This window comes from Halobacteriovorax sp. RT-2-6, from assembly GCF_047085025.1.
Lineage (GTDB): Bacteria > Bdellovibrionota > Bacteriovoracia > Bacteriovoracales > Bacteriovoracaceae > Halobacteriovorax_A.
The window spans coordinates 827,040-852,766 of the sequence record NZ_JBKIYH010000001.1 but is presented as its reverse complement, the minus strand read 5'-3'; the positions used below and the strand labels follow the sequence as shown (position 1 = coordinate 852,766).

Genomic DNA, 25,727 nt, shown 5'->3' with positions numbered 1-25,727 from the left:
TTTTATTCCTTTATAATAAGCTTGTAGCCAATTCCGCGAACACTTTGAATCTCAAGTGAGTTCTTTGAGTCACTCTCGGCCCATTTTCTAAGTTTAACAATATAGTTATCTACAGTACGTTGTGATGGAAATTTATCTTCACCCCATACTTCGTCAATAATAAAATCTCTTTCAACAGCTTCATTCTTTTTCTTTAGTAAGATTTCTAGAATGGCACACTCTTTTTGTGTTAGATTTAGTATCCTGCCGTCGCCATCTTGTACTTCAAATCGCTTTGGCCAAATTTTTAAATCACCAATAAGAATTTCTTCCTCAAGGGAGTCGATATTAGTCTTAAAGCTTAGTAGTCGATCCAGTCTTATCGTTAGCTCTTTTAGAGCAAATGGCTTTGTAATATAATCTTCGCCACCTGCTTCAAACCCTTCAACTTTTGTTTGAGGATCATTTAGAGCAGATAAGAAAAGAAGAATGAAGTCTTTTCTAAGCTTTCTAAAGTCTTTAGCAAGATCAATCCCATTTCCGTCTGGAAGTCCAATATCCATTAGAATGATATTTGGTTTGAAGTCTTCGAAATAGTAACGAGCGTCTTTAACATTCTTTGCAAGTCGGCATTCGTGACCGATGTCGCCTAAGTATTCGCTTAGTGTATCACCTAGATTGTTATCATCTTCAACGACAAGAATCTTTCCGAAGTTATTCATCTTTACCTCCGTCACTTTGTTCTGATAGTGGTAATTGAATATCGAAGATTAAGCCTTTATCTAAAGTTATATTAAATTGACCTTTCATCGTTTCAATTAATTTCTTCGAAAGGTATAGGCCTATGCCTGAGCCTTTCGTCGATTGGTGCTTGTAGAAAAGCTTTCCAAGCTTTTTGACATCACCACTAAAACTGCCGCGATCATGATATCTGATATTTACGGCCTGTCCTTTAGTACTGATCGTAATTTCAACTTCATTCGAATCAGTATGTGAAATAGTATTTTCTAAAAGGTTTTTGAAAATGATACTTAGAGCAAACTCGTCAGCTTGAAGGCTAATGTTTTTTACTTCCTTAGTTACCGTAACATTCAATTTATTTTGGTAGCCACTCTCAATAATATTTTCTAGGAAATGACCTACTTCAATATCTGTACAATTTAAGTTTCCACCTCGCTCTATACGTGAGAGCTGTAGGATTTTATCCATTTGATTCTCTAGTCGAATCGTATCGTCAATTAAGCGAGTCGTAAGTTTTTGAAGTCTTTGGTTTGAGTCTTTTTCAACTTCATCTTTAATGACTTCAGATTGAAGTTTTATGCTTGCAAGGGGAGTCTTAAGCTCATGCGTAAGCCCTGCAAAGAAAGCTGCAATCGAGCGATTCTTTCTCTGGTCTCTGATAAAGAGGAGAGTGTGAGAGCTCACTAGAATGAGAATAAGGACCAGAAACGTAATTCCTTCCCATTTAATTAGTGAGCCTATGTCTGGGCCCTCTGTGATATTAAGTTTTGCCAAGCGGTCACTCATTTTAAAAATTAAAAAGAGCCACCACAGGCCAAAGAGCCCAATTAGTCCCGTCGTAATCGTTGAGATTAAAAAGAATGGAGAAGAAGCTTTCTTTAGTTCCAAAGTCTGTTCTCTAAATCCTTCGCAACTTCTTCGTTATGTGCAAGTGAACCAAATCCAACTTCATATGCATTTGGAGACAGGTAAATTCCCTTTTCAAGAAGAAGTTCAAATAGTGGAACAAAGTCTTCACCAATATTGCCTGGAATATTTCCAACTGACTTTATCTTATCTCCTGGAACGATCCAAAATAGAGAAGAGTGGTGAATTACGTTGTAGTTTGAAAATTGACCATCGTTATATTCAGCAAGCCACTTCTTAAAGATATTTACAATTCTTAGAGTATTATCTTCAAGCTCTTGGTAGCTCTCTTTTGTCATTTGTTTAAGTGTCTCAAGTCCACCAACCATTGCAAGTGGGTTTGCACTTAGAGTTCCAGCTTGGTAAACACCACCAACAGGAGCAAGGTGTTCCATAATTTCTTTCTTGGCCGCAATTGCTCCAACTGGAAGACCACCACCAATTACTTTACCGTAAGTAACGATATCTGGAGTGATTCCAGTCAGTTCTGCCATACCACCAAAAGCAACACGGAAGCCTGAAATTACTTCATCAAAAATTAAAAGTGCATCATTTGCTTTTGTGATCTCTCTTAATCCTTCAAGGAATGCTTGGTCTTGAATTAAGAGGCCATTATTTGCCGGAAGTGGCTCAACAATGATTGCAGCGATTTCATCTTTGTGATCTTCAAAGCATTTCTTTACACCCTCAAGATCTTCAAGCTCTAGAATTAGAGTGTCATCTGCAACACCTTTTGGAACACCAAGAGAAGAAGACTCAGCAGCACCAGCAAGTCCTGATCCCGCTTTAATTAGCATGGCATCAACGTGACCGTGGTAGCAACCATTAAACTTAATAATTTTATTTCTTCCTGTCACACCACGTGCAAGACGAAGTGCTGTCATAACTGCTTCTGTTCCCGAGTTTACAAATCTGATTTGATCAACATGTGTAAGACGAGAAAGTAGGTATTCAGCTAGATCAACTGAATATGGTTCACAAGCACCATAACTCCAGCCACGACCTAAAGCCTCAGTTAGTTTTTCTTTTACAGTTTCGTTTTGGTGTCCAAGAACGAGTGGCCCAAAGCTCATGCAAAAGTCGATATATTCTTTACCTTCGATATCTGTAAAGTAAGCACCTTTAGCGCTTTTAAAGAATTTTGGTGTTGATGTCATTCCTTTGAATGAACGAACAGGTGAGTGAACTCCACCTGGAACCATCTTCTTACTTTTTTCAAAAATTTCTGTGTGCATATTGCTCATATGTAATCCTTTTATATTTATTTTTTTAGCCAAGCTTTAAATTCTTCCATACTCGCGAATGGACGAACAGTAACGCCTTCTTTTGAAAGTTGTTCAAATGTTTTACCAAGTCCACAAGCATGAAATTTGTCTTTTAACTCTGGAAGGTGTTCAACATAAGTTTTGTATTGTGAGTAACTAGTCCAAAAGAATACATCGCACTGTCTAAGCTCATCTAAGAATGTTTCACGAATTTCTTTATTGCTCTTTTCATATGATTCAAATACTTGTCCATAGTCAGAGTAAGAGTCTTTATGTGTTAAGATTGTTAGCTCTTGTTTAGGGCCATTTAAAACTTCAATGGCTTTTGAGCTGCGAATCTTGTCTAGTGTGTCTTCTCCTAGGCCATCACATGATCCATGAACCCACTGGCCATTTTGAGCAAGTAGCTTCCAAGTTGAAGTACCAGCAGTATATACAGCTTTACCGTGATTCTTTAGAAGGCTTACACCATAGCGCGCAGAAAGAAGAACGTCGTTATTTGGAACGCGTGCATTCTTTAGGGCCTCTTTGTGGATTAACTCACAATAGATATATTCTTGTTCTCTGTGGTCAGCATGCGGAAGGCCAATGAATGCCTTTGCCTTAGAGGCTGGTGCAGGGAAGCTTCCTTCAAGGTGTCTTTCATAGATTACCTTGTCATCAACCTTTCCCTTATGCGTATGAATATAATAATCACCTTTTTTTGTGACATTGATACCAACTGCAAGGTGACAACCGCCTCCATAGCTTGCAAATGCTTTACGCTCACGGCTTACTTCACTTGCTGTATCTTTGTCTTGAAGCTTAAAAAGTTTTTCTTCTAGTACTCCGTTGTCATCACGGTTTTCTAGACATTCAATTCCAAGAGCTCCTTGAGAAGCGGCTGCTGGAAATTGACTGTGAGGTAGAACAGCATAAGTCATTCCCGAAAGTAGAACCTCAAGCTCTTTTCTTGAGCTTTCAGTAATAGCAAGTCTTTCGATACCAGGCATTGCTAGAACGATCGCATCGTAGTTGTCATCTCTAAGTTTTTGAATACGTGAGTTTACATTTCCACGAAGCATCTTTGTTGATACTTTTACATTGTCTCCATAAGGCAAGAACTCCGATAGAGAGCTTTCAATATTAACAATTCGACGTGGAGAAGAAGTTCCAACAACAAATTCTGTTAGTTCTTTGGCCATTAACTTACTAACAGTCTCTTCCTTTATTAGGAGAATATCGTAAGCATAGTCACGTTTCGATATTGCTGCTAGCTTTATTCCTTCCGGTCTATCACTTCCAAGATCTTTATATGAGTGTACGACTAAGTCGATTTCACCTTGTAGTAGGGCCGCATCTAATTCTTTAGTGAAAAAGTCTTTCCCTTCGAGTTGCCAAAGTGGCTTATCAACAATCTGGTCACCTTGAGTCTTAATTACCTTTAATTCAAACTCGTCACCAGTTAGTTCTTCAAGTTGATCTTTTACTTGATTACATTGAGTCAGGGCCAATAGTGAGCCACGTGTTCCGATGATGTATTTCAAAATAAATCCTTGTTTATGGTGTGAACGTAAAATACATTAGATAACTTACTTTTTTGTCATGAAATTGTCATTAAAACCAAGCATGCGCGATGAGTCTAATCTTTGATTTTTAACTAAACTGGTCCCATCTCCGAGTGAAAATGTAAGAAAAAGACATTTTTTATATCGTTTTTTTATATATACACTTAAGTCATTGAAATTTTATTAGCAAAAGGAATTGCAAATGAATCGATCGATCTTAATAGGAACAGTCCTAATTTTATTAGGTTTTTTCCTTAACATCACAGCTAAGGCATCGTCTCTTAACATCAACCCAAAACGCATTATTGTAAAGTTAAAGAATGGTAAAGATATTCCGGCGTTTAAGGGAATAAATAAATCAGTTTACTTTTTTGAATCCACATATGTTCTTTATACAAATGGGGATGAGTCACTTTTAAATAAATTAAGAGCGCATCAAAATATTCTTGATGCACAATTTGATACTTTCTCAAAACGTGAGCCTCTTCCAATGCCGGTTGAATCTTTTGAGTCAGAATCAATTGAAGAAGGAGATGAGATTTATAGCTCTGTTTTAAATGATCCAAAACTTTCAAAGTTATGGGCATTTAAAGATGCTGACAAGCATGGCATGAGTGTTAATAGAGTTTATGAGGATAGTGGATTGTCACAATCTAATGCTCCAATTATTGTCGCAGTTGTTGATACAGGTGTTGATTATAACCACGAGGATCTTAAGGATGTAATGTGGGTCAATGCTAAGGAAATACCTGGCAATGGAATTGATGACGACGGTAATGGTTATATCGATGATGTTCACGGAATCAATACACTTGAGCGTGATAGTGAAGGGAATGCAACAGGGGATATGATGGATGGCCATTCACATGGAACTCACGTTTCAGGAACAATAGCAGCAACACAAAATAATGGAGTTGGTATTGCAGGTGTCGCATCAAATGTTCGCATTATGGGACTTCGTTCAGTTCCAAGCTATGGTGATGAAACAGATGTCGATATTGCGGAAAGCTTTCTTTATGCGGCAAAGAATGGTGCAAAAGTAATTAACTGCTCTTTTGGTAAGTCACATAATGAAGGTGGAATGCTGGTAAAGGAGACAATTGATTATATCGCAAAAACATATAACACTCTTGTTGTTGTTAGTGCTGGTAATAGCTCACAAAATATTGATACAAAATTAACTTATCCAGCTTCTTATGAAAGTGAAGGGATGTTAGTTGTAGCTTCATCAACTCGCTATGGTCGCTTTTCTTATTTTTCAAACTACGGTGTTAAAAGTGTTGATGTTGCGGCCCCGGGATCATCAATTTATTCAACGACTCCTGGAAATCGCTACGGAAATATGTCAGGGACTTCAATGGCCTCTCCTAATACAACAGGTGTAGCCGCAGAAGTACTTTCAAGACACCCTTACTTAACAGCAGTTGAATTAAAAAATGTTTTAATGAATAGTGTAACGGCCAAGTCTTCGATGGATGGAGATATCCTAACGGGCGGGGTTGTCGATTTATTTTCTGCTTTAGAAAATCTTTAAAATAATGGCCCGTTAATAACGGGCCTTTTTTTTAGTGCCAAAGTTTGAACTTTTCCTGATGTGGAATATTAATTTCAACAATATTTCCTGGAACAATATAATTTAACTCGATTCCTTTAGTACTATTGGCAATAGCAATTCCTTTTTCAGATTCTTTGATAGAGTTACTAAGGTTTGCCTTTAGGTATTTTTTGAACTCAAAACCATCTCCTCCATCTATGACAGAGATGCGATAGGACTCTTCTAGCTTTTCATATGTCACAATAACAGGCTCTTTATTTCTATTGCATAAGATATCAAGATAACTTTCATAGTCCCCATTGGCCTTTATTTTCTCTCGCTCGAGTTTATCAATCTTAAGTTGACCATGCTCAAGAGAGTTTAGAATAATTTCAAAAAATGCCCTTTCTTGAGTAATTGATGAATTTGTAAATAGCTTTAATGTTCTTGCACATCCGGCAACATCAGCTAGTGTTCTTATGTGCATTTGTGCGTTTGATACGATATCAAGCCCACTATTGTGGTTGAGAGAATAATTAATAATAGATTTTATCTTAGCTTGAAGTTTTATTTTTGAGTTAATTAACTGTTTAATGTTAGAGAAACTTTGAAGATCAATGAAATCATTTAAGTCATTGCTTAAATAGTGTGACTTTCTCTTTTCTGTAATTTCTTGTGCCAAGACTATTATTGGAACACTTGAGAATCTGGGGTACTTTTTTAGCATTGAAAAGATTGATAAGTCTTTACTTAAGCTTGAGTCATAGAAGAGAATAAGATCAACGTCATTTTTTTTTACATCTGCAAAGATTTGAATGATCATTTCAACTTTATCTCGCTGTATAATATCATAAGTGTCGTCCAATACTTGCATCAAGCGTTCAGTGATATATTTATTATTGCTTATGATAAGTATCTTAGGTTTTTTCGTCTCATGTTCTGGCATGTGAGACTTATCACTGCTACTTGCTTCTGACATGTTGTCCTGAATGGCCTGCTGTAGTTTTTTAAACATAATTATCTCTCTGTTAATGCATAGTTAAGTGAGGACTCTAGAGGTTTTGTTAAATAAGACAGAATACTTCTTTCAGTTATAAAGATATCCGCTCTTATTTTGACACCTGGTAAAATTAAATTCTTATTAGGGTCTCTTCCAAGGTGATTTTTAAAGAGAAGTGCTTTGGCCTGGTAGTAGGCCTTACCATCGTTAGAGTAAAATGTATTAGAAGAGATCGATGTAATCTCTCCTAGGATTGTTTCATACCTGTTGCCAACTTTAAACTTTAGCTGAACAGGCATTCCATCTTGAATAGAGTTAATATCATCGGGAGTGATTTCAATAGATGCTGTGACACTGTCAGCGATAGGCTCTAGTCTCATTATACTTTGTCTTGTTGAAATTCTTTGTCCAATGGCCTCTATCATAACGCTTCTTATGATTCCTCTTGTGTTTGAACGTATATAATGAGTGTTATCCTTCTTCTTTGTTTTATCATCAACAAGTGTATAAAGGAGTTCTCCTTCCTCTACATACTGTCCCTCCATAACATAGAGTGCATTAAGTATGCCTGACTTATTATGTTGAATAGTGATAATATTTCGAGTTGATTCGATGATTCCATTACCACTTACAAGTTCATTTACCGTCGAAAACGATATCCATGCAAAAAAAGCAATAAGAGTAAAGCAAGAGAGTAGGATCATCGATTTTGTCGCTAGTGGTACCCTTGCTTCTTCTAGCAGAATGTCTTGTCCAATATAGTCGGATTGCTTTTCATAATCTGAGATATTTTTAAGAGATATTTTTTTTTGTTCTTTCATAAATCTCATTCCTTACATCTTTCTATACAAGTGCACTTTCTTCGAGGATATTTAGAAGTTCTTCTTTTCTTCCAGACGAAAGTTTTGAGCCAGGTGCCATATAAATTATATTATCTGTTTCTTTTAGTATCTCTTTATGTTCACTACAGAAAATAACAGAGAAATTACCTTTGGAAAGTTTCAAGAATTTCTTTAATAATTTAAATTGTTCGTTAATCATATTTGAAGGGATATCTTCGATAAGAACTACTTTTGCTTGAGTGCAAAATGGTATCGCTAGAACAATAGTCGAATAGAGCTCGTTTGATAATTTCAATTTCATTGAACCGCTAAGAGGAGTATCTATTGTCAGTCCATTTTCTTCAAGTAACTCACCAACACCGAAGATACCTAGGTGTATCATAATATCTTCACGTGAAATAAGCGGGTTAATGTATTTTATATTTTCGTAAATACTCATGTCCTTCAACAAGGACTTTTTGAGATTTAAAGTCAGGATATATTGTCTCAAATAGAGAGTATCAAATTGGCGGTGATCAATTCCTCCTATTTGTATTGAACCTGATTTTGGTAGATATGTTTTATTAAGTAGTTTTATAAAAGCATTTTTTCCTGAGTTTATGCCTGCATGAATACCATAGATTTCATTTTGCTTTATTGTAAGGTTCACATCTTCAAAGATATTTTCTAGAGTGTCAGGATATTGAAATGATACTGATTTGAATTGAATCTCAAAATTTTTAGTGTAGAGATCTTCAATTGATCGGTATGTTCTAGTTTCACTTTTTGAGCATAGGAGATAATGTAGCTTTTTAAATGAAGAGTTAACGGTATCTGTTTTTTGTAGCAGTTCTAAGAGTTTCTGAGCTGGTGTTAAGAGATGCCATAGTAAGAACATTAACCCAAAGAAACTTCCTACTTCTAGGCCTTGATTCCAAATTAAATTAAGACCAATTGCTATTGAGATAATTGCAACACCAACCATAAAACAATATGAGAAGAGGTATGTTTTCTGTGAATGCATTTTAGTTTTATGTTCTCTGTAACATGAGTTGGAACTAAGTGAGGATAGGCGAGTGCTAAAGACTGGAAAGAGATTCTCAAGGTATATTTCTTCTGAAGTTCTTTTAAGTTCATCAACGAGATTGTTCTTGTTCTCATTTAAACTATCAAACTCTTTCTGCTTCAATCTGATATTTGAAATATTGTATAGATAAATAAAAATGTAGAGAGGAGCTAAAATTAGAGTAGGTAAAGCTACTTGCCAAGAAAGAAAGATAATTGGAAAGATGAGTAGGGTATTACATAATATATCAATTAACTTTAAAAAGTTTTCGGATGATAAAAACTCTACTGAGTTTCTAATCTCTTCAAATCGATTGTTTTGAAAGTCAATCTTCTCTAACTCCCTTTGATGATCTGACATATTTGAAACTTTCTCAAGTATGGCAACTTCGAGAATATAATCTAGTCGCTGAACACACCAGGTTATTATATTTGATCGAATATTTCGAGCAGTGAAGTTTATTGCAAGTAGTAGCATAATACCTGTTGTTGCCGGTATGAAAAATGACATGTCTCTTGCATCAATCATTATGTCATATATAATGATTGCGTAGAGCGCTAATGCTATTGTTGTTATTGTATTAAGTAGTGAAATAGAAATTACAGTAATGAATTCCTTCTTAAAACGAAGAAGTAAAGCCTTGATCCATTTTGGGAAACTCTTTTCTGTATTTCTAAAAATTACTTCGTTATCGAGTTCGTTATGGTTAATTTGTTTAATAAATAGAGCATACTTGATAGAGAAATTTTCGATGTCTACTTGTCTCTTTAAGTCATGATCATTAATTAGATAATGTTGTTCTAGGTTGATGTCATAGCTAAGTATAAGATGATCTCCGTTGTTGCAAAAGTTTTCAATATATTGGTCCGCAACTAGTAAACATGGAAGCGCACTATTTTCAATATTTTTAAGATTGATTTTTAGCTTTTCAGTTTTTAACCCAATCGATGCTAGTGAGTTAATAAGATCAACTTCTCTCATATGCCGATAAGACATCAAAATTTCATTGACGTCTTCGCTGTAATTATCTTGATACTTAAGTTCCATTAAATTATGAAATATCATTTTTATATTCGACATAATTCTCCCTAGGCCAAGTAAGTATCTATTTCGCCAATGCGATTATTCAAAAGATCTCGATTACATAACTTAAGTAAGTTTTGATCTCTGGTATTGATAAATATAATTCGTGACTCTCTAATATTTGCAATATATTCGAATACCTTAATATAGTTTTCTCTATCTACTCCTGCTTCAAATTCGTTTAAAACAATAATCTCTGGTGTCAGTGCAAGCTGTCTAGTTATATAGATTAATGATTTTACTTCATCAGAAATATTATCTTCAACTTCTGATGTCAGCTTTGTATCAAGTCCGTTTGGAAGATTTCGAATTATTTCACCAAGCCCCAAAATGTTAATGAATTTTTGGGCCTTTTTTTCATCGACTAGACCAAAAGAAGTGATGTTCTCTCTAATTGTGCCGTTCCATATATTTGGCTTTGCGTTTATGATTGCAATTTTCTGGTAAAGACTTAAGTCATCAACATCTGATAACTTATAGTCATTTATATAAACTTTTTTTGTGATGGCCTTCAAATTAGGTGCAAATAAGAATTCCTTTGTATCCTTGTCTTGATATTTTAATGAAATAGTATCGCCCTTCATGAATGGAATTTCGTGCTTTTTACCTCTTATATAAATAGGGATAACCATCGAATAAACACTTTCTAGCTTTTGTTTTTCTTTTGCTTGAGCTGAACTTGTTGGATGAATAATTACATCAGACATGACTTTAGCCTCATGTACTTTCTTAAATACTTGAAATATTTTTGTGACTGGTGCTACACATCGATTGGCCAGAATAAGTGAAGCAACAAGTGATCCAATTCCTATTTGTCCTGTTCTTACTAGATAAACTCCTAATGCTAGAACGGCAACAGATGTAATTTGTGTTGTTAATTGACCGAGGTTAATTAACTGTTGCTCATAGCAATTAAGCTGATAATTATTTTTAGCAACTCTTGCCTGTTTCTTTTTAAATTGATTGTTAAATAGTTTAATTCTACCAAACTTTCTAATCACAGTAAGATTATCGAGAATTTTATAAAGTAGGTTATTTTGATCAATATCAGTTATGTGCTTGAGTTGGATTATTCTAGTTATCCTCTTTAAAGAATAGAGTGAGGTCATCATATAAACTGACAGTGTAAAAAATGGAATTAATGCCATAAACGGATTTATATAAAAAAGGAATCCAAAATAGAGGCATAAGAATGGTAGCTCTGTTAATGTAATTATCCCTTGTCCTGCAAAGAATGACTTATTTCTTTGAATCTCTTTTAAGGAATACTGAAATACACCAACATTATAAAAATCTGAATCTGTAATTGTTTTCTTAATCAGCTCTTGTGAGTGTTTACTTTCAAATCGGGCACCTGCAAAGGTAATAATATAGTAGCGCAAGTATCTTAGAGCTGCTTCGGCCATTAGGAATAGAGTTAGTCCAAGTAATAAAATAATCGCTGTTGCTGTTCGATGATTTGGTATCATTCGATCATAGATTTGCATCACAACAATTGGAAGTGCAAAGGATGTAATATTGATGAGTAGACTAAGTAGCAATAGCATTCTTAAAGAAATAAATTCTTTATCGAATACAATTGAGTTTTTTCGAATCCACTTAAGTGTACTAAGCGGTATATGTCCGATTCGATTTGAGCTATTAATCTCCATGTCGTCTCCTACAGTAAATTACTGTAGATAACAGATCGACTTAGATAACGGTGCTTTTGAGTTAATTAATACTAAAGATTTGCGCGTACTGTAGCTAAGTGCTTAGCTCTCTTCTCAACAAGAGATTCAATGGCCATCTTCGCTTGGTCTAGTTTCTCAATCTTTTCTTCATCTAGCATTTTACCGTGATTAAGAATATCTCCTAAACGATAAACACCCTGTTTCTTGTCAAATTCTGTGTCAATTACAGAAGGTGAGCCAAGGTCGACAAAGATTGAGTTATTTGGACAGTGGCCAGCAAAGAACTCTTCAGCAAAGATCTTTCCTGAGCATCCGATAGTGTTCACATAGCTATTAAACTTGAAGTATTCGTTATAATCCTTCCAGCCAACAGCAGTGATATTGATATTTGGAAAATCATTAATGATATCTTGTACTTTCTCTGGGTTTCTAGCACTAATATAAACATTATACTTTTTCATTAGGTGCTTAATAGAATCTCTTGCTAATTGTCCTGATCCTAAAATTAGAACATCTCCAGAGTCATATTTTGATTGAATGATTCTTCTTGTAATACCTGCATAAGATTGTTGACCAATCTTAATTAAGTGCTCTTTTCTTACTTCTTTAGCATCCTTAAATAGTTTTTCAAGGACTCTAAGAATTAGAGAAGAGCGAATATCTTCTTTTAAATAATTTGAGAATGCTTCTTTGAATTGGGCAACGATCTCACTCTCACCCTTAAGCTTACTTTGTAGGCCACAAATAGTTTCTAGTAGAAAGTGATAGGCCTTCTTTCCAAAGTAGTATTGTCCTAGTTGTCTGTCTTCATCACTGAATTCAGTAGTTGTTAGGATGATTGTTCTTTGACATGTAATAAGAACAAACGCACCTGGCATTTTTAGCAGGTGAGTAGGTATATTTTCACTCTTAGTTTGAATGTTTAATAGGTGTATTTTTTGTAGCAAAAAATCTTCCTTGCACTGTGTCGTCTAAAATCCCTGTGACTTAGATTACCCAAATCGGTACCCAAAAGTGTCATGGAATTGTAGACCTTGTTTTTCTTTATTCGTCTTAATTCTTTTTGTGAGATATTGTGCTAATTTGTATTGTCTGAGTGTATTAGTCAATATCTTCTTCCATAATATTACTATCTTATATATCTTGATTCTGGGCCAATAGAAATTCTATATGGTGTCATTAATAGTTGTTCAAAGATTCCTAAAATCCTTTTCACCACTGTTTTTCTCTGCTAATTTGTGCTTATCATGAGCTCAGTTACTAATAATGCAAACGAAGTAGATAAGAATAAGCAATCAGAGCAGAAAACTGTTCTAAAGTCCTTACTGGAGCGACTAAAGGCTCCTTTCCTGGCATTTGATCGCAAGGTCGATGGTGCTATTTCATTCTTCATTACCCACTATGGTAAAACAAAATTTATGGTGGCAATGTCTAAGAAGATTCAATACTTGGGGATTGAAGGATTATGGAATAAAGGCCCAAAAGCTTTTATTTATTTTTTCCTATTTTATCTGATCCGAGATACAATACTCTACATTATTATCCCTATCTGGGTGGCCAAGGCCACTTCTTAAATCTTACAAGGATTTATATTTAATAAGTCATGGAATACTTGCAAACGGTTTTATTTTTTATCTCAGGACTCGCTATATTTTATTACGGACAACGAATTATCTCTGCAGGTATTCAGAGTCTGGGTTCTGGTGCTATCAAACATATTGCTTCAGATATTGATGGAAAGAACTTTGTCGTCAATTTCTGGAATGGTGCAAGGCTGAGTCTACTAGCATTCTCACCAACAATGGCCAATATCGTGACGGTAGGTCTTGTTAATGCCAACTTGATTAAAAAGAATCGAGTAATTCCTATGCTTTTTGGCTCTGTCATTGGGGCCGTTACGATCTTTCTTATTCTAATGCTTTCAAGACAGGAGATAGGTCTGAATCTTATGGCCTTTGCTCTTATTCTTGGTCTGGTATTTACACAACGCTTTGTGAGAAAGCTAACAAAGCTCCTATTTGGACTAGCATTTCTTTTTCTTGGTGTATCGGTAATGCATGAGAGTCTTGTCTCTCTTTTAACTTGGGATCTTGTTCAAGATATTGTTGTTCGATTTGTTGATTATTCTTTATTTACAAACCTTCTAATTGGATTTGTTTTTGGAACTTTAGTATCGTTCATCTTAAGAAGCCAAACGATGACATTGGCCATCGCAGTGGTCATGATCTTCACAAAAGTTTTTCCTGTTAGTATTTGCTTTTCAATTATTTGCGCCTCAACACTAAGTTCATTTTTTATAAATTTTAATACGGCAAGAAAAGTTGCAAGACCTCTTGCAATTCGTTTATCCCTCCATCCATTAGTCCATTACTTAGTGGCCACATTTGCTAGTTTCTTATTAATTGTGATCATTGATCATAATGTTGAAACAACAGTTGGAACGGTTAGTCTTGTTGTCATAGGGCAATTCTTTGTTATTTCACTGGCAATCCTTAATTACTTCTTCTTTAAGAATATTGTGGCGGAACTTATTCAGGGAATGTATCCGGATGCGAAATTTAAGGATCGTCCAAAGTTAAAATTCCTTGGCGAAAGAAGACATATTTCTTCGACAATGGCATATGTTTTAGTCGAACTTGAAATTGGTAAGCTTTTAGATATTGTTTCAAGAATGTTTGAGAAGTGCCACGAGTATATTGAAAGTCCTACTAAGGGGGCCCGTGCTCTGGCAAAAATTAAAGATTATGAAAAAATTATTGATAATATTCAACTTGAAATTAATGATTTTATTTCAAAAGTAATTGCTAATGGTGCAGAGGAAGTTGAGAGTCGCAATGCTATAAAGCTTATGCAGATCGCCTCTGACCTCGAACAATTAGCAGATAGCTTAGATAAGCTTACAACTATGCTTACAAAGTATTACGAAAATTGGAAGCTATCAGCAGATGAAACCGATCGTCTTCTAAATTACTTTTCAGAAGTTGAATCTCTCTATCAAAGAAGTATTTCAGTCTATAAAGGACAGATTGCAACTGAAGATGAAATTAATGAGGTCATTGTTAGTACTCGTGAACTCAAGAGGCACCTTATGACTGAAAGAGAAGATTTTGCGAAAGTTCATCACAATGAAGATGGAAGAAAGCATATCTATTATTCGGATATGATGACATCAATATCTGTGGTTCGTGCAAATGTTAGAGAGGTTTATTTACTCTTAACTGGTGTTATCTAATTCCACTTATTAGTTAATTCATTCTTACAAACAACAATGGGTAGCTCTTTTACAATAGTATTCTGATTCTTATTTATTGCGAAAGGAAAGAACTTCTTCGTTGATGCTATTTTTCGATCAATCATACTTTCTTTATGGCGACGAGAGGCCTTCACTTTTCTGTAGCGAATACATTTCTTACCTCGCATTCGTACACATTGACTGATAAGAGCTACCTGATCTATTTGCTCTTCGTAGTATCTAATTTCTTTTTCTAATTCAACTTTTGTATTTGTGATGGGAATGAACTCTTCACCCTTTGTTGTTCTAATTCGATACTTTCCAAATGGACGATTCGGTCTTAGGGTTAGTAGGTCTTCTTTTGCCTTAAGGTTGATATCAAGTTTATATTCGTAGCAATTGTAATTTTGATCTAAGACTTCACTTTGTATATCAATTGAGACAATCTCGATATCAAAGAATGAAGGGATTTCGTAAAAATTTCTTGTTATCTCTGATAAGCGGCCTTGCTTGGGGTGATCTTGATTGCAAGATAGCAATGCAATAATGAATAGGGGAATTAAAAGTAGAACTTTCATATGAACATCATAGGTTCTACTTAAAGTTAATTAAAAGGTCGGTAAGGCCTAATTTAGTTAAAGATTCCTAAAACCAAAGTGCTTGCATTCTTCTAAAAGAAATTTCCGTATACTCAATATCTTCTGATTTTGAAGCTAGTCCACGACCGATATTAACTTTCTTCTTTGTTGAAAGATTGTCGATTAGTAATTTGTTAAAAACAAGACTTGTTTTAACTAGTGAGTTTGCACCTTCACTTGTTCCTGCATAAACTTTATTACTTTTTGCTAACGAAATATAGTTTTCGAAAACGTAGTAATTATCAGAGAAACCATTGTCACATAGTTTTGATATTTCGTAATATGTACGATCCATATGTTCTTTCATTGCAAGAGGAAGAGTTGCTTTTGTTGCTCTCTCTCCATCATATGGAAGGTGCCAAACCACATTTTCAATATTGTCATCAATATCTTCTCTTAGCTGATAACTCCAAGTCTTTGGTTTGTCATTATATGAGCTAAACTCTTGATGAAAGTAAGCACATGTTTTAACGTCTTTTTTAAAACTAGGGTAGAGATCAGAGAATGTTAAGTATTGTTCATAAAGCGAAAGAAAGTAGACTTTCTTATTATCAAGCTTAGAGATATCTTTAGTCAGTTCTTGACCAACACTCGCTGGGCCACGACTCTTCTTTTTAAAGCTTCTAATTTTATAAGAAGGGATTGGATTAACTTCACTATCTGAGCGATCTTCAAAGCCTGCAATTTTGCTTTCAATTGATTCAGTTTGGTGCGTACTACTCGCACAGCTCATTAATGAAGATAGTAAGATTAAAGTTGCTAATTTGTTCATATGATCCACCTCTTATCTATTCTTATCGTCAAAATAGATAAGAGGTTTAGGCAAAATATGCTCATTCCGTATGAAATTTCAGCTAAAATTTAGCATAGGTTTTACTTTAAATAGTAACGTGCAAGGCTTAGAGCGCTTTGTTGATCGAGTAGTCCGCCACTTGTGCAAAGATTACTTAAAGTACTCAGCTTTTTGGCCGAGTCTTCCAGTATGTCTTTTACAAAAGATCCATTAATATCTTTATTGTAAAAGTCCGCCATGGCATAAATCATTGCGGCCGTGTTTGTTACTTGTGGAGCTGCTTGAGAAGTTCCATTTATTGGAACATAGTTATCGCCTGGTGAGCATGAATTGATTGCCACTCCTGGTGCAAAGATTGTCACAGTCTTTTTTCCGAAATTTGAAAAATAGGCCTTATCTTTATTGTGTTCATCAATTGCGGCAACAGAAATAACGTTTTCTGCAATAATTGAAGATGGATAATGCAATAAAGAGTCCGTATCGTCTTTCTTATTTCCAGCAGAAAATACGAAAAGCATTTTAGGATATGCTTTTACCACTTCTAGACCTTTGTCCATCAGTCCTTTCATATAGCTATCACGCATTTGAGTGATTAGCTTTTCATATTTATCATTAACTTCTTTTTCTTTTAAATTAAATTCATCTTGGAAGAGCCCGTTGATCATATCATAGGCCGGCTCCCAGCTTTGCCCCCAAGATGCGTGGTAGATATTTGAAAACTTAGACGAGTACTTAACAGTTTCTCTCATTTTAGAAATCATCCAGTTTTCATAGTACATTAAGTATCTTTCGATATTTCTAATCTTTAGATATGACTTACTATATTTGCTAGGAATAAATTCCTTCTTAGCAAATAGACCTTTCGGATCATCTCCTAAGTAGCGAATTGGAAGATACTGGAGATCTCCTGACTTTAGCTCGTACGGCAAAGTTTTTGTGTTCATTGCAAGACATGCAACATGAGAGCCGTGCGTATATGAAGAGAACTCATCTCTGCTTTCCATAAACTCGTCGTCTTTTCTAATTTCCGTGTACCATTTAAGTTCACTTTCAGTTGCCGTCTTTAGTGTCTTCTTCTTTCTAATTTCATAGTATTCAAAAACTCTTGGGTCGAAAGTTCCAATAAGGCCGTCATCAAAAACCTTTCCAGAGTTTTGGATATAATTCCAACCATTAAGATCATCAATCTTTCCATTAGCGTCGCTATCTTTACCATTTTCGATTTCTTGGCGATTAGAAAAAAGATGATCCTTAAGATCAATATGATTGATATCAATTTGGTTATCACTGATGGCAACAACAGAAGCTGCAAAAGTAGGTAACGCAAAAAGCCAGATTAAGATGTGTTGTTTAATTTGATGCATAGAGAATTTATTAAATGATCTTTTTCATCCTTGCAATTGCATCGCGTAAATCATCAATTCTCGAATCTTATTTCAATAGTTTATAAATTGCGTACACAGGGTAGTGGTCAGAGGGATTATTCCATATATCCGATCGTTTGCGCGGCGGGCCTAAAACCTTTCCAACTGAGTTGCGGTAGCGATAGACAGCAGCATCTGCAATTTGATTTTTAAATCTTTCATCAATAAAGAGGTAATCAAGTTGAAGAGGGTGGGCCGCTTGGCCAACGAATTGATAGAATGTTGTTCGGTACTCTAGTGGTAATTCAAAAATTCCAAGTACATCCTTAAGATTTGTTTCTGAGTATAGTGATAAAAATTCTTCATCTGTTTTTTCATTCGAAGCATTACCGTTAAAGTCTCCACATAAAATGACAGGGGTTTCTTTAAAGAGTGAAGATTCTTGTTTATAGACGTGAACAAGTAACTCAAGCTCGGCCTTTCTTCTTCTAACTGATCTAAAGTCATGGCCGGAATCATCTCGTTGGGACTTTAAGTGAACATTCAAAAGACTCATTATATGTTTTGTTTTCTCTTTATCGCTAAATACTCTTAAGTGAGAGAAGTCACGTGATAGAAAGTAATTTGTTTCATCTTCATCGTGCAAGATAAAATCAATCTCTTTATCAGTGTGAGAGAGATGCTCAAAATAGAAAGGCAGGCCCTTTCTAACTAAGAAGGCGTTTTCAATTCCTCGATCACTATTTCCTTGGTTGTGATAAATTTCGTACTCATTTGAAAGGTAATTTTCATTAAAGTAATGAAGACTTTCAATATAACCAATCTCCGTTAGAGCATAAATATCAGCATTTATTTCACTAAAAACTGTACGCAATTGATTGAGATTTAGTGGTGATTTAAAGTAGTTTAGGTTTGGAGGATGATCAAAGGCATCCTTTATAAATAGATTTTCTAGGTTGTAAACACAAAGCTCAATTTCTTCTAATTGTTTCTGTTGCAATTAACAGCTCCATCCAAAAATATAGCGAAAATACTTCTTCGCCTTTGCATCATAGATAAGCTTACAATATGCACTTTGATAGAGCTTTTGACTATTAATTTCCTTAAACTTAGTTAAGAGCTCTTCGCTGCAAGCTCCACTTTGTATCTCATAGTTTTGAAGTTTATCTGTGAAGAGGGAGACCTTTTCATTTTCTATTTTAAACTTAAAATCAACCCCGCGATACTCTTGTTGAAAGTAAATGGCCGCTCCATTTGTATAAAATGGAATAGAGTGGCGTGGGATGATCGTTGGTTTATCTTGCCCTTGCCTTAACATGATATTAGGTAGGATATCTTGATTGTTTGAAAGCTCCTTCGTGCTCTTTAGAAATCTAATTCCTTCATAAATAGGCTGCCTGTCATTTACAATTTTTCCAAATTTATCTTTCTGAGGATGATGAAAACTACACTTTGATTGATAGGTAATTGTATTTTTATCTTTAGGGAGAGTTGTCCAGAAAGTGAAAGGCAGACCATATTTGTTTGCGAATTCTTTCTTCTTGATCAAGCTATCCTTTAAAAAAGTTTGCTTAAAGTCTTCTGATATTTTTCCCATTTGCGAATTACATTCAGAGTTTTCTGGACAGCCTTTTATAAGATGCTCCACCATATGCGGCTCAAACTTTACTTCTTCAATAACTTGCGCCTGAGGAGGCGGAGGGCTTAGGGCCATTGAGAAATGACTGATTGTGGCAACAAGAAGCACTTTGTAATAATTTTTCATATCTAAATTGTATATGGAATTGGAATATTTCTCAAAACAAAAAAACCCGCATGATGCGGGCCTTTAAAGGGGGGAGGGGGATTTATTATTGTGATCTTGAGTTAACTGATCCACCTAGGATAAAGTCAATCTGATCATCTACTGTATACTTTTCTGTAGTTTCGCCTCTTCTGATATCGTTGATCGTTGGTTGATTTGGATTAACACGATCACTATTACCTTTTTGGGCCATAAAGTTTTGTTTTTCTTGTGCTTCAAATTTTACAACTACTTTTTGCTCATCTTCATCGCTATCAACTTTTGCAGAGTTTACTCTTGTTTCAATTGTCGTCTTTGTCTTAATGTCTTCTAAAGTATCTTTGTCGTTTACAGGATTATTAACACACTCAATTTTAGTAAACTCTAGTGCTCTAATATCACTTGCAAATGTTGAGATGCTTCCATTGGCCTGTAGAACTCTTAGATCAGCATTGAACTCCATACGCTCTTTTCTTGATGTTTCAAAGTCTTCTGTAACTGTTCCTGATTCAACATTGTCTCCAAGATCAAAGATACCTCTTTTTGTGATCTTAAATGCGGCAGATGAGCCAGCGCCATCAAATCTTGATTCTAGCTGATCACTTACATCCTGAGGTGTTTGAACTTGACCCATATGCTCTTTTTCAGCGATAGAAACAAGTGCACTTTTTGCTTTAGCTTTCTTGTCACCAAGGATATTCTGGCAAATGGCATCAGCATCAGAAACTTTTTGAAGATAGATTTCTTTATTACCTTCGAATACTTTATATTTCAGTGATGCACGGTATGCGATAATAGGTGAGTTATCATAGTAGTCTCTAAGATCTTCTGTTGAAAGCTCAATTGACTCACGGTCTTTAATGAAGTCAGCATGCTTCTTTTCATCTTTTTCGATATTTGTTTGTTTCTTTTGAAACTTCTCTTCAGCAATCTTATATTTTTCTAGATCACATCTATCCTTGTATTTATTGTATCTTTCTTGAAAGTCTTTATCGAAGTCACTAATCTTCTCAAAACCTTTTCTTTCAAACTTCCTTTCTACAATAGTACAAATATTTGCATAAGCAGAAAGTGGAATTAATCCAGTGAAGATGGCAACTTTAATCAGTGTTGATAGATTTTGCTTTTTCATAGTTTCCCCATTTGGTTTTTCATTTCTTAAGTTTAGATACTATGTATAAAGCAATAGGTGTGCCAAAAAACAGAAGGGGCAAGATATTGAATTTTCGTTGTGTTTGAAGAAACTACTGTCTATTAAATGAACAGTGTATGAAACTTATTCACAATAGAAGTGATGATTCCAACGGAAACCTTTAATAAAGCTTGAGTAGTTAGCGTCATCAGCAGTTAAGTCATCCATTGAGTCGACAATTGAGTTATAACCTTTTAACTGAGTGTCTTCAGTAAAGTAGCCGGCCGCCGGTTGAGGATAGTAATTATCAAAGGCGCTACCTGTTCTTACTTTTCCAAGTTGACAGAAGCGGTTACCAATTTGATTTAGTTTAGATTTTACTTGATCACCATTGGCACCCTCAACAAGTGGAAATCCTGTTCTTAGATCATAATGCTTTTCTGGATCAAGTGACATATCCGCACTTTCTGTTACGATACCTTCAGATGAGATAAATAAGTTTAGATAAGTGTTAATATTTGTCCCACTAGGTAGACGACACTCATAAGTATTATCTTCATTTAAGACACCAAAGCCTGAACAACACATTGAGCCTGGGTCTGTAACGTTTGTCCCTAGCTTTGAACAACACTTAAAGTCGTTGGCCGCAAAAATCTGAGGTAGGGCAATCGTTGAACCATCTGTTTTGTAATATACTTGATTATCAATTGCATCAGCTGTTCCAATATTTGGATCTGTTGCAGGAATTCTATCTGGATCAGTAAAGAACGGATCACTTACTTCATTATAGATACCTTCAACTAGTCGTCCTTCATTTGAAGTGTGGGCCGCAGGATTGGCCTTCTCATCATTACAACGAATGGCCTCATAAGTAACTTGTGGAACACCTAGTAACTCATATCTTTCGAAGATACTTTCGTAGTATTTTTGTCCACCTGGAATTGTCCCAAAAGCACTCGCAGGGAAATTGTACCTAAATGATACCCATCCAATTTGCATTGGTGTGGGAGCAGACAGAAGATCATTATTAATTCTAAAGAACATGTATCTTAAGTTGTTTTCAGTAACAGTACAGTATGCCGGCTGACTAATTGAGGCCAGTGCTAGTTCGGCACCTGCTACACTTGGGCAGACAACTTCAGTCATTGCTGCTTCATCGTGTGTTGAAAGGTCTGAAAAGTCCGTCGCATCTGGATCAGTAATATAGTTAAGGATAACATCGTTAATCGATGCACCATTAACATAGTCAGGGATGTAAATCGCAAGCGTTTGTTGCTCAAGATCATCAGCTCCAAGTGCAGGGGCAATAGGGTTATTGAATCCTGCCGGTTTTACAACCACTGGCGAATACGGGGCATTGAATGTGTCATTAAAACCAGTATTCTGGTAAAGTCCAAATGCTATCTTCGTATTAAATAGAGTTCCTTCTTCATCGGCAGGGTAGAAGCTAATACGGCCATCAATAGGTGAAGTTGTATTAATATTTTCAGGTACTGCCGCAGAGTCAGCATTAATATTTGCCTGAATACTTCCAATAGGATCACCTGGTCTTAGCCAAACAAATGGTTGTCCTACTTCTCCATTATAAGTACGGTAACCACCAATAGCACTCATGAAAGAGTATTCCATTAGCCAGTTATTACGGTAAAGAGGTTGAAGCTCTTCACGCCATGACTTCATTGAATAGTTAAGGCAAGCTAGCTTTGTTGGTGAAAGGTTTAGGCGTCCACCAGCTGTCCAGTTATTTGTTCCATCTTCAAACTTTCTAATGAAACCACCACCACAGCAATTTGAGCGTCCTGTTTCATTAATAATAAGGGCCTGACCATTATCTGGAAGAACTCCCGGTTCTACTTTCATCTCAATTGAGCTTGTATTAAATGTCTCAGATGCTGAGTAACGAGAGTAGCGTCCTGTTGCATCAGGAGATACATTTGATGTTGTTCTCGTATTAAGAACCTCATTTTGTGAGTCATAACCAGGAAATGATGTATTTGTCTCGACTTGTGTGTACATCGTGAAGTCTTTCGAAATTTCACGACAACAACGGTTTTGACCCATATCATAGTTATAGTAACTACCCGCAAGAATCGTATTTAAAAGAGGCTCTTGTTGACTTTGGCCACAAACGAGTTCTTCTTCCCAGTACTTTTGCTCAGCGATTGTATCACCAAAGCTAGAAGGAGAGAGTCCTCTTGCCACATCAGCATGAAGGCGGTTTGGACCACAGTCTAAGTTAGTATGACAAACAGCTCCCGCTCTTCTAACACAGGCGTTGGCCGCGAGTGTTTCCGTTTGAAGCTGAAGGATATCTTTAATTAAACCAGCTTCAATTGATTTGAAAGATGATGTTTCATCTGTATCAACAGAAGCCGCTGAACACATATTTTGTAATACTGATGGAACATTGATTGTAGCATCTTCTACAGTCACATAGTTTCCGTCTGTGTCGAATACTGGACATGAACGGGTACGATTAAAGCCTGTAGCATCTTCATTACAAGAAGCTATTTGAGAAATATAATCAGTACGGTTCTTATTATCTTCAGACTCGTGACGACTTTCAAATCCATTAGTTGTATCTGTTGAGCGCCCTGGAACACAAAGGCCCACATCTCCTGGCCCATAGGTACCAGTAGCTGCATATATTGAGAGGTTTGCAGCAATTGCTTGTTGAATATTTGTCGGCAGCTCTTCGCCGCGGTTACTGTAAGAGATTGGTCGTCCAAGAATACTTGCAGCTTGTCCGTAAAGGATTGCTGTCGGCTCATTAGGTGAGCGAATTAGTTCTTTTGAAAAACTTGCAGAGTCCAGGGCCGCACAGTAGAAGTTTGGAGCACAAGTTAAAAGTTTTGAGTGTGTTGTCTTTTTAACATTTGTTGTCGGGCTTAATTTACAAAGTGAACCGGCCCCGCGGTAAACACATCTCTTATTTTGACCACTACTAATATTTGTATTTAAAATAGAAGAGAGTGAAACTCCTTCTCTTGAATAGTTATTTCTTTCAAATGCATCAATATCAAATTTTGGCCAATTGGTTTTCACATCTGTTACCTGAGCACAGGCATATTCCCATCCAAGTTTTGCAACACAATCGCTATCAACATTACAAGCATGCATATACTGGCAACTTGCCCCGTACCCTTGACCTGCGGCCGAAGGATCTTTTGAGAAGTCCCAGTCATAATCTGCTGCCGTTTGACCACCAAGATCTTCGACAACAGAAACTGTATAATTTGTGTTTTGAGCAAGATCCGCAAAAGGAGCATTAATTGCTAAGAATAGTTTTTGCGTTGTCGAACGTACACGTCTTCCTGCTCCAACAGAGAACCAAGATACTCCATCAAATGAACCAATAAGGGCACCTTGATTAAAACCATACCAATCTCTTTGGTAACCGTTTACATACATTGCCGCTTGAGTTTCTAGACGGTTTCTTCTTTGCACACCTGCATCTGCATAGCTTATGTGTGAACTCGGTAGCATAGTCGGAGGGACCCAACAAGCACGTCCAAAAATTGTATCTTCATAATTTCCGTAAGTTGTATTACTGCCGATTTGGGCACGATCAGTTGTATACCCTCGCCAAGTTAACCCATAGCCTTTTGCTGTCTCTGGCTGTGAGCTAAAGACCTTTTGCCAAGCATCTTGTTGACAGTAAGGGCAAGGAGTAGCGTAACCACTTGTTACTGAGACAATATAAACTTTATCAACTTCGACATCTAAGGCCTTGGCCGGTTGTGCTTGTTGAAGATCAAGTGTCATCTGACCAATAACAGCGTTCATATTATATGACGTTTCTAAAGGGCCTGCCTTGTTTGCATCATCAAGATAGTAGAATGTATCGCCTTCTTGATTTGTTCCCTCTGGAATCTCTGATAAATCATCATAAGGAGTTCCCGCTAGAGAGAAGAAGCGGTGAGGAGCACTCTTTCCAGAAACTAAAACTGATAGGTTTTGAAATGGCCTGTCTTCATTCTCAATTACTGGAATATCACATTGAATATTTAAAATATTACCATTGGCGTCCTTTTCAGCTTTTAGGCCGTAGTCAATACAGCGAGAGTCTAGTTGAAGTTCTCCACCAATATACGTTGGCTCAAATGAACAACCACATTTTTGCCATACTTTCACACGCACACTATCAAGATTTGGATCACAGCTATCGAGCTGACCAAGTAGACACTTGTAATCTTCGATATCTTTTAATAGCTGTTGATTTGCATCATCAATTGGATCGCCATCGTTTGAATCATCGTCATCCTCTCCCGGATTAACGTTGATAGGACAGACATAGAAGAGTTCTGGATAATTTTTAAAACTATTTGCATCTTCTAAGATTTCAGCAAGAGCTGTTTTATATTCTGAACTATTTTGATCTGTTTCAGGTCTAACTTCACCGTCGATTACACATTGTCCGTTTAGACAGCAGTTATAGCCTTGTTGCTGACATGAAGTATTTGTACAACTACCACCAGGTGTTGTTGATGAGCCATTAACATTGATTGTGACAGAAAGATTCGACAGGCTAACTGAAGTACTTGGAACAGGTGAGTGCTTTAGAACACCTGCTACCGACTCATGAAGAGTGAGTGCAATAGTTGTAAAACTTGTTGAACATTCTGGGCAAATTGTAGCAAGGCTGTAAGCGGCCTCGTTTGCGTCAACTAGCACTGAAGATCCAGAGCTTGTGTAGCTTACGATATTATCTCCACCACAAAAAGCAGCATTATCACCAGCATTGGCAACATTAATTCTTAAGCTTGTTTCTTGTGATTTACTTGATTTAATTGGCGTGGCCATTAATCTAACTTGTGACTTCTTATCCACTCCTGTAGAGCTAGCAGTATTAATAGAACCAACTAAACAGAACACTGAATTCTTTTTATCTTGTGAAACAATGTAATTATTAACAATGCCACCAACAAGATAAATACTTCCTGTGTCGCTGGAATTTAGTGTTAGAGCACCATCGACATACTGACCTTTGGCGTACCAAGAAGGATTCGTAGGATTTTCGATAATATAATCTGATGACTCTTGTTCTGAGTCGTTTGAATCTAGATTAGAGCGGCGATTGTTGGCCGCTTCCATACATGAAGTAAGGAGCATCAATGTGCTTATGAATGTGAGTAAACTTACTTTAAATTTCATTGGTTTACATTTTCCT

19 protein-coding genes are annotated in these 25,727 nt (G+C 36.1%); 3 read left to right on the top strand and 16 right to left on the bottom strand.

The genetic code is table 11. The annotated features are described in order from the left end of the window. Positions 1 to 2: 2 nt before the first annotated feature. From ACMAYS_RS03855 to hemC, 4 genes are read right to left on the bottom strand one after another with little or no spacing between them, the layout of a single operon-like run. The gene (locus ACMAYS_RS03855) at positions 3 to 701 is read right to left on the bottom strand and encodes a response regulator transcription factor (RefSeq protein WP_392991455.1); all 699 of its coding nucleotides are present in this window, start codon (positions 699 to 701) and stop codon (positions 3 to 5) included. Then, complete coding sequence (locus ACMAYS_RS03850; RefSeq protein ID WP_103216837.1) at positions 694 to 1,608, bottom strand: sensor histidine kinase; 915 nt, start codon at positions 1,606 to 1,608, stop codon at positions 694 to 696. Before ACMAYS_RS03850 ends, ACMAYS_RS03855 begins: the two co-directional genes overlap by 8 nt. Beyond that, on the bottom strand, positions 1,599 to 2,870 hold the full coding sequence (locus ACMAYS_RS03845; protein ID WP_233189681.1) for a glutamate-1-semialdehyde 2,1-aminomutase: 1,272 nt from the start codon (positions 2,868 to 2,870) through the stop codon (positions 1,599 to 1,601). The genes ACMAYS_RS03850 and ACMAYS_RS03845 overlap by 10 nt, the downstream gene beginning before the upstream one ends. 17 nt (positions 2,871 to 2,887) lie before the next feature. Beyond that, positions 2,888 to 4,417 (bottom strand): hydroxymethylbilane synthase, encoded by a 1,530-nt coding sequence (hemC, locus tag ACMAYS_RS03840; protein WP_412462778.1) that lies wholly within the window; start codon positions 4,415 to 4,417, stop codon positions 2,888 to 2,890. 223 nt (positions 4,418 to 4,640) lie between these two features. On the opposite strand from hemC, the gene ACMAYS_RS03835 reads away from it, so the two are divergent. After that, complete coding sequence (locus ACMAYS_RS03835) at positions 4,641 to 5,972, top strand: S8 family peptidase (protein ID WP_103216839.1); 1,332 nt, start codon at positions 4,641 to 4,643, stop codon at positions 5,970 to 5,972. A 31-nt stretch (positions 5,973 to 6,003) separates the two neighbouring features. Here the strand turns inward: ACMAYS_RS03835 and ACMAYS_RS03830 are convergent, their stop codons facing one another. From ACMAYS_RS03830 to ACMAYS_RS03810, 5 genes are all read right to left on the bottom strand, one after another. Further along, positions 6,004 to 6,987, bottom strand: a complete 984-nt coding sequence (locus ACMAYS_RS03830) for a hypothetical protein (RefSeq protein WP_392991461.1) — start codon at positions 6,985 to 6,987, stop codon at positions 6,004 to 6,006. Positions 6,988 to 6,989: 2 nt separating this feature from the next. Further along, a complete protein-coding gene (locus ACMAYS_RS03825) occupies positions 6,990 to 7,793 on the bottom strand; it encodes an HlyD family efflux transporter periplasmic adaptor subunit (protein ID WP_412462777.1) in 804 nt (267 codons plus the stop codon). Positions 7,794 to 7,815: 22 nt separating this feature from the next. Beyond that, on the bottom strand, positions 7,816 to 9,939 hold the full coding sequence (locus ACMAYS_RS03820) for an ATP-binding cassette domain-containing protein (protein ID WP_412462776.1): 2,124 nt from the start codon (positions 9,937 to 9,939) through the stop codon (positions 7,816 to 7,818). Positions 9,940 to 9,947: 8 nt separating this feature from the next. Beyond that, a complete protein-coding gene (locus ACMAYS_RS03815; RefSeq protein WP_412462775.1) occupies positions 9,948 to 11,594 on the bottom strand; it encodes an ABC transporter transmembrane domain-containing protein in 1,647 nt (548 codons plus the stop codon). Positions 11,595 to 11,665: 71 nt separating this feature from the next. Continuing rightward, positions 11,666 to 12,562 (bottom strand): hypothetical protein, encoded by an 897-nt coding sequence (locus ACMAYS_RS03810; RefSeq protein WP_146037768.1) that lies wholly within the window; start codon positions 12,560 to 12,562, stop codon positions 11,666 to 11,668. A 300-nt stretch (positions 12,563 to 12,862) separates the two neighbouring features. Between ACMAYS_RS03810 and ACMAYS_RS03805 the strand changes: the two genes are divergently transcribed. Together ACMAYS_RS03805 and ACMAYS_RS03800 are read left to right on the top strand one after the other, a co-directional pair. Beyond that, entirely contained in the window at positions 12,863 to 13,189 is a 327-nt protein-coding gene (locus tag ACMAYS_RS03805; RefSeq protein ID WP_103216845.1) for a hypothetical protein, read from the top strand. A 29-nt stretch (positions 13,190 to 13,218) separates the two neighbouring features. Next, entirely contained in the window at positions 13,219 to 14,847 is a 1,629-nt protein-coding gene (locus ACMAYS_RS03800; RefSeq protein WP_412462774.1) for a PhoU domain-containing protein, read from the top strand. Here ACMAYS_RS03800 and ACMAYS_RS03795 read toward each other — a convergent pair. From ACMAYS_RS03795 to ACMAYS_RS03765, 7 genes are all read right to left on the bottom strand, one after another. After that, the gene (locus tag ACMAYS_RS03795) at positions 14,844 to 15,425 is read right to left on the bottom strand and encodes a hypothetical protein (protein ID WP_392991468.1); all 582 of its coding nucleotides are present in this window, start codon (positions 15,423 to 15,425) and stop codon (positions 14,844 to 14,846) included. The two genes, ACMAYS_RS03800 and ACMAYS_RS03795, sit on opposite strands and share 4 nt — an antisense overlap. A 67-nt stretch (positions 15,426 to 15,492) precedes the next feature. Next, positions 15,493 to 16,257 carry a hypothetical protein gene (locus ACMAYS_RS03790; protein ID WP_103216848.1) on the bottom strand — a complete coding sequence of 255 codons (765 nt, stop codon included), beginning with the start codon at positions 16,255 to 16,257 and terminating at the stop codon, positions 15,493 to 15,495. A 101-nt stretch (positions 16,258 to 16,358) separates the two neighbouring features. Beyond that, on the bottom strand, positions 16,359 to 17,642 hold the full coding sequence (locus ACMAYS_RS03785; RefSeq protein ID WP_412462773.1) for a S8 family serine peptidase: 1,284 nt from the start codon (positions 17,640 to 17,642) through the stop codon (positions 16,359 to 16,361). Between the two features lie 67 nt (positions 17,643 to 17,709). Continuing rightward, the gene (locus ACMAYS_RS03780; protein WP_103216850.1) at positions 17,710 to 18,642 is read right to left on the bottom strand and encodes an endonuclease/exonuclease/phosphatase family protein; all 933 of its coding nucleotides are present in this window, start codon (positions 18,640 to 18,642) and stop codon (positions 17,710 to 17,712) included. Continuing rightward, positions 18,643 to 19,407: a hypothetical protein gene (locus ACMAYS_RS03775; RefSeq protein WP_412462772.1), complete on the bottom strand. Its 765-nt coding sequence runs from the start codon at positions 19,405 to 19,407 to the stop codon at positions 18,643 to 18,645. It lies immediately after the preceding gene. A gap of 85 nt (positions 19,408 to 19,492) precedes the next feature. Beyond that, positions 19,493 to 20,557: a hypothetical protein gene (locus ACMAYS_RS03770; protein WP_103216852.1), complete on the bottom strand. Its 1,065-nt coding sequence runs from the start codon at positions 20,555 to 20,557 to the stop codon at positions 19,493 to 19,495. A gap of 144 nt (positions 20,558 to 20,701) precedes the next feature. After that, the gene (locus ACMAYS_RS03765; RefSeq protein WP_412462771.1) at positions 20,702 to 25,711 is read right to left on the bottom strand and encodes a hypothetical protein; all 5,010 of its coding nucleotides are present in this window, start codon (positions 25,709 to 25,711) and stop codon (positions 20,702 to 20,704) included. Positions 25,712 to 25,727 lie beyond the last annotated feature (16 nt).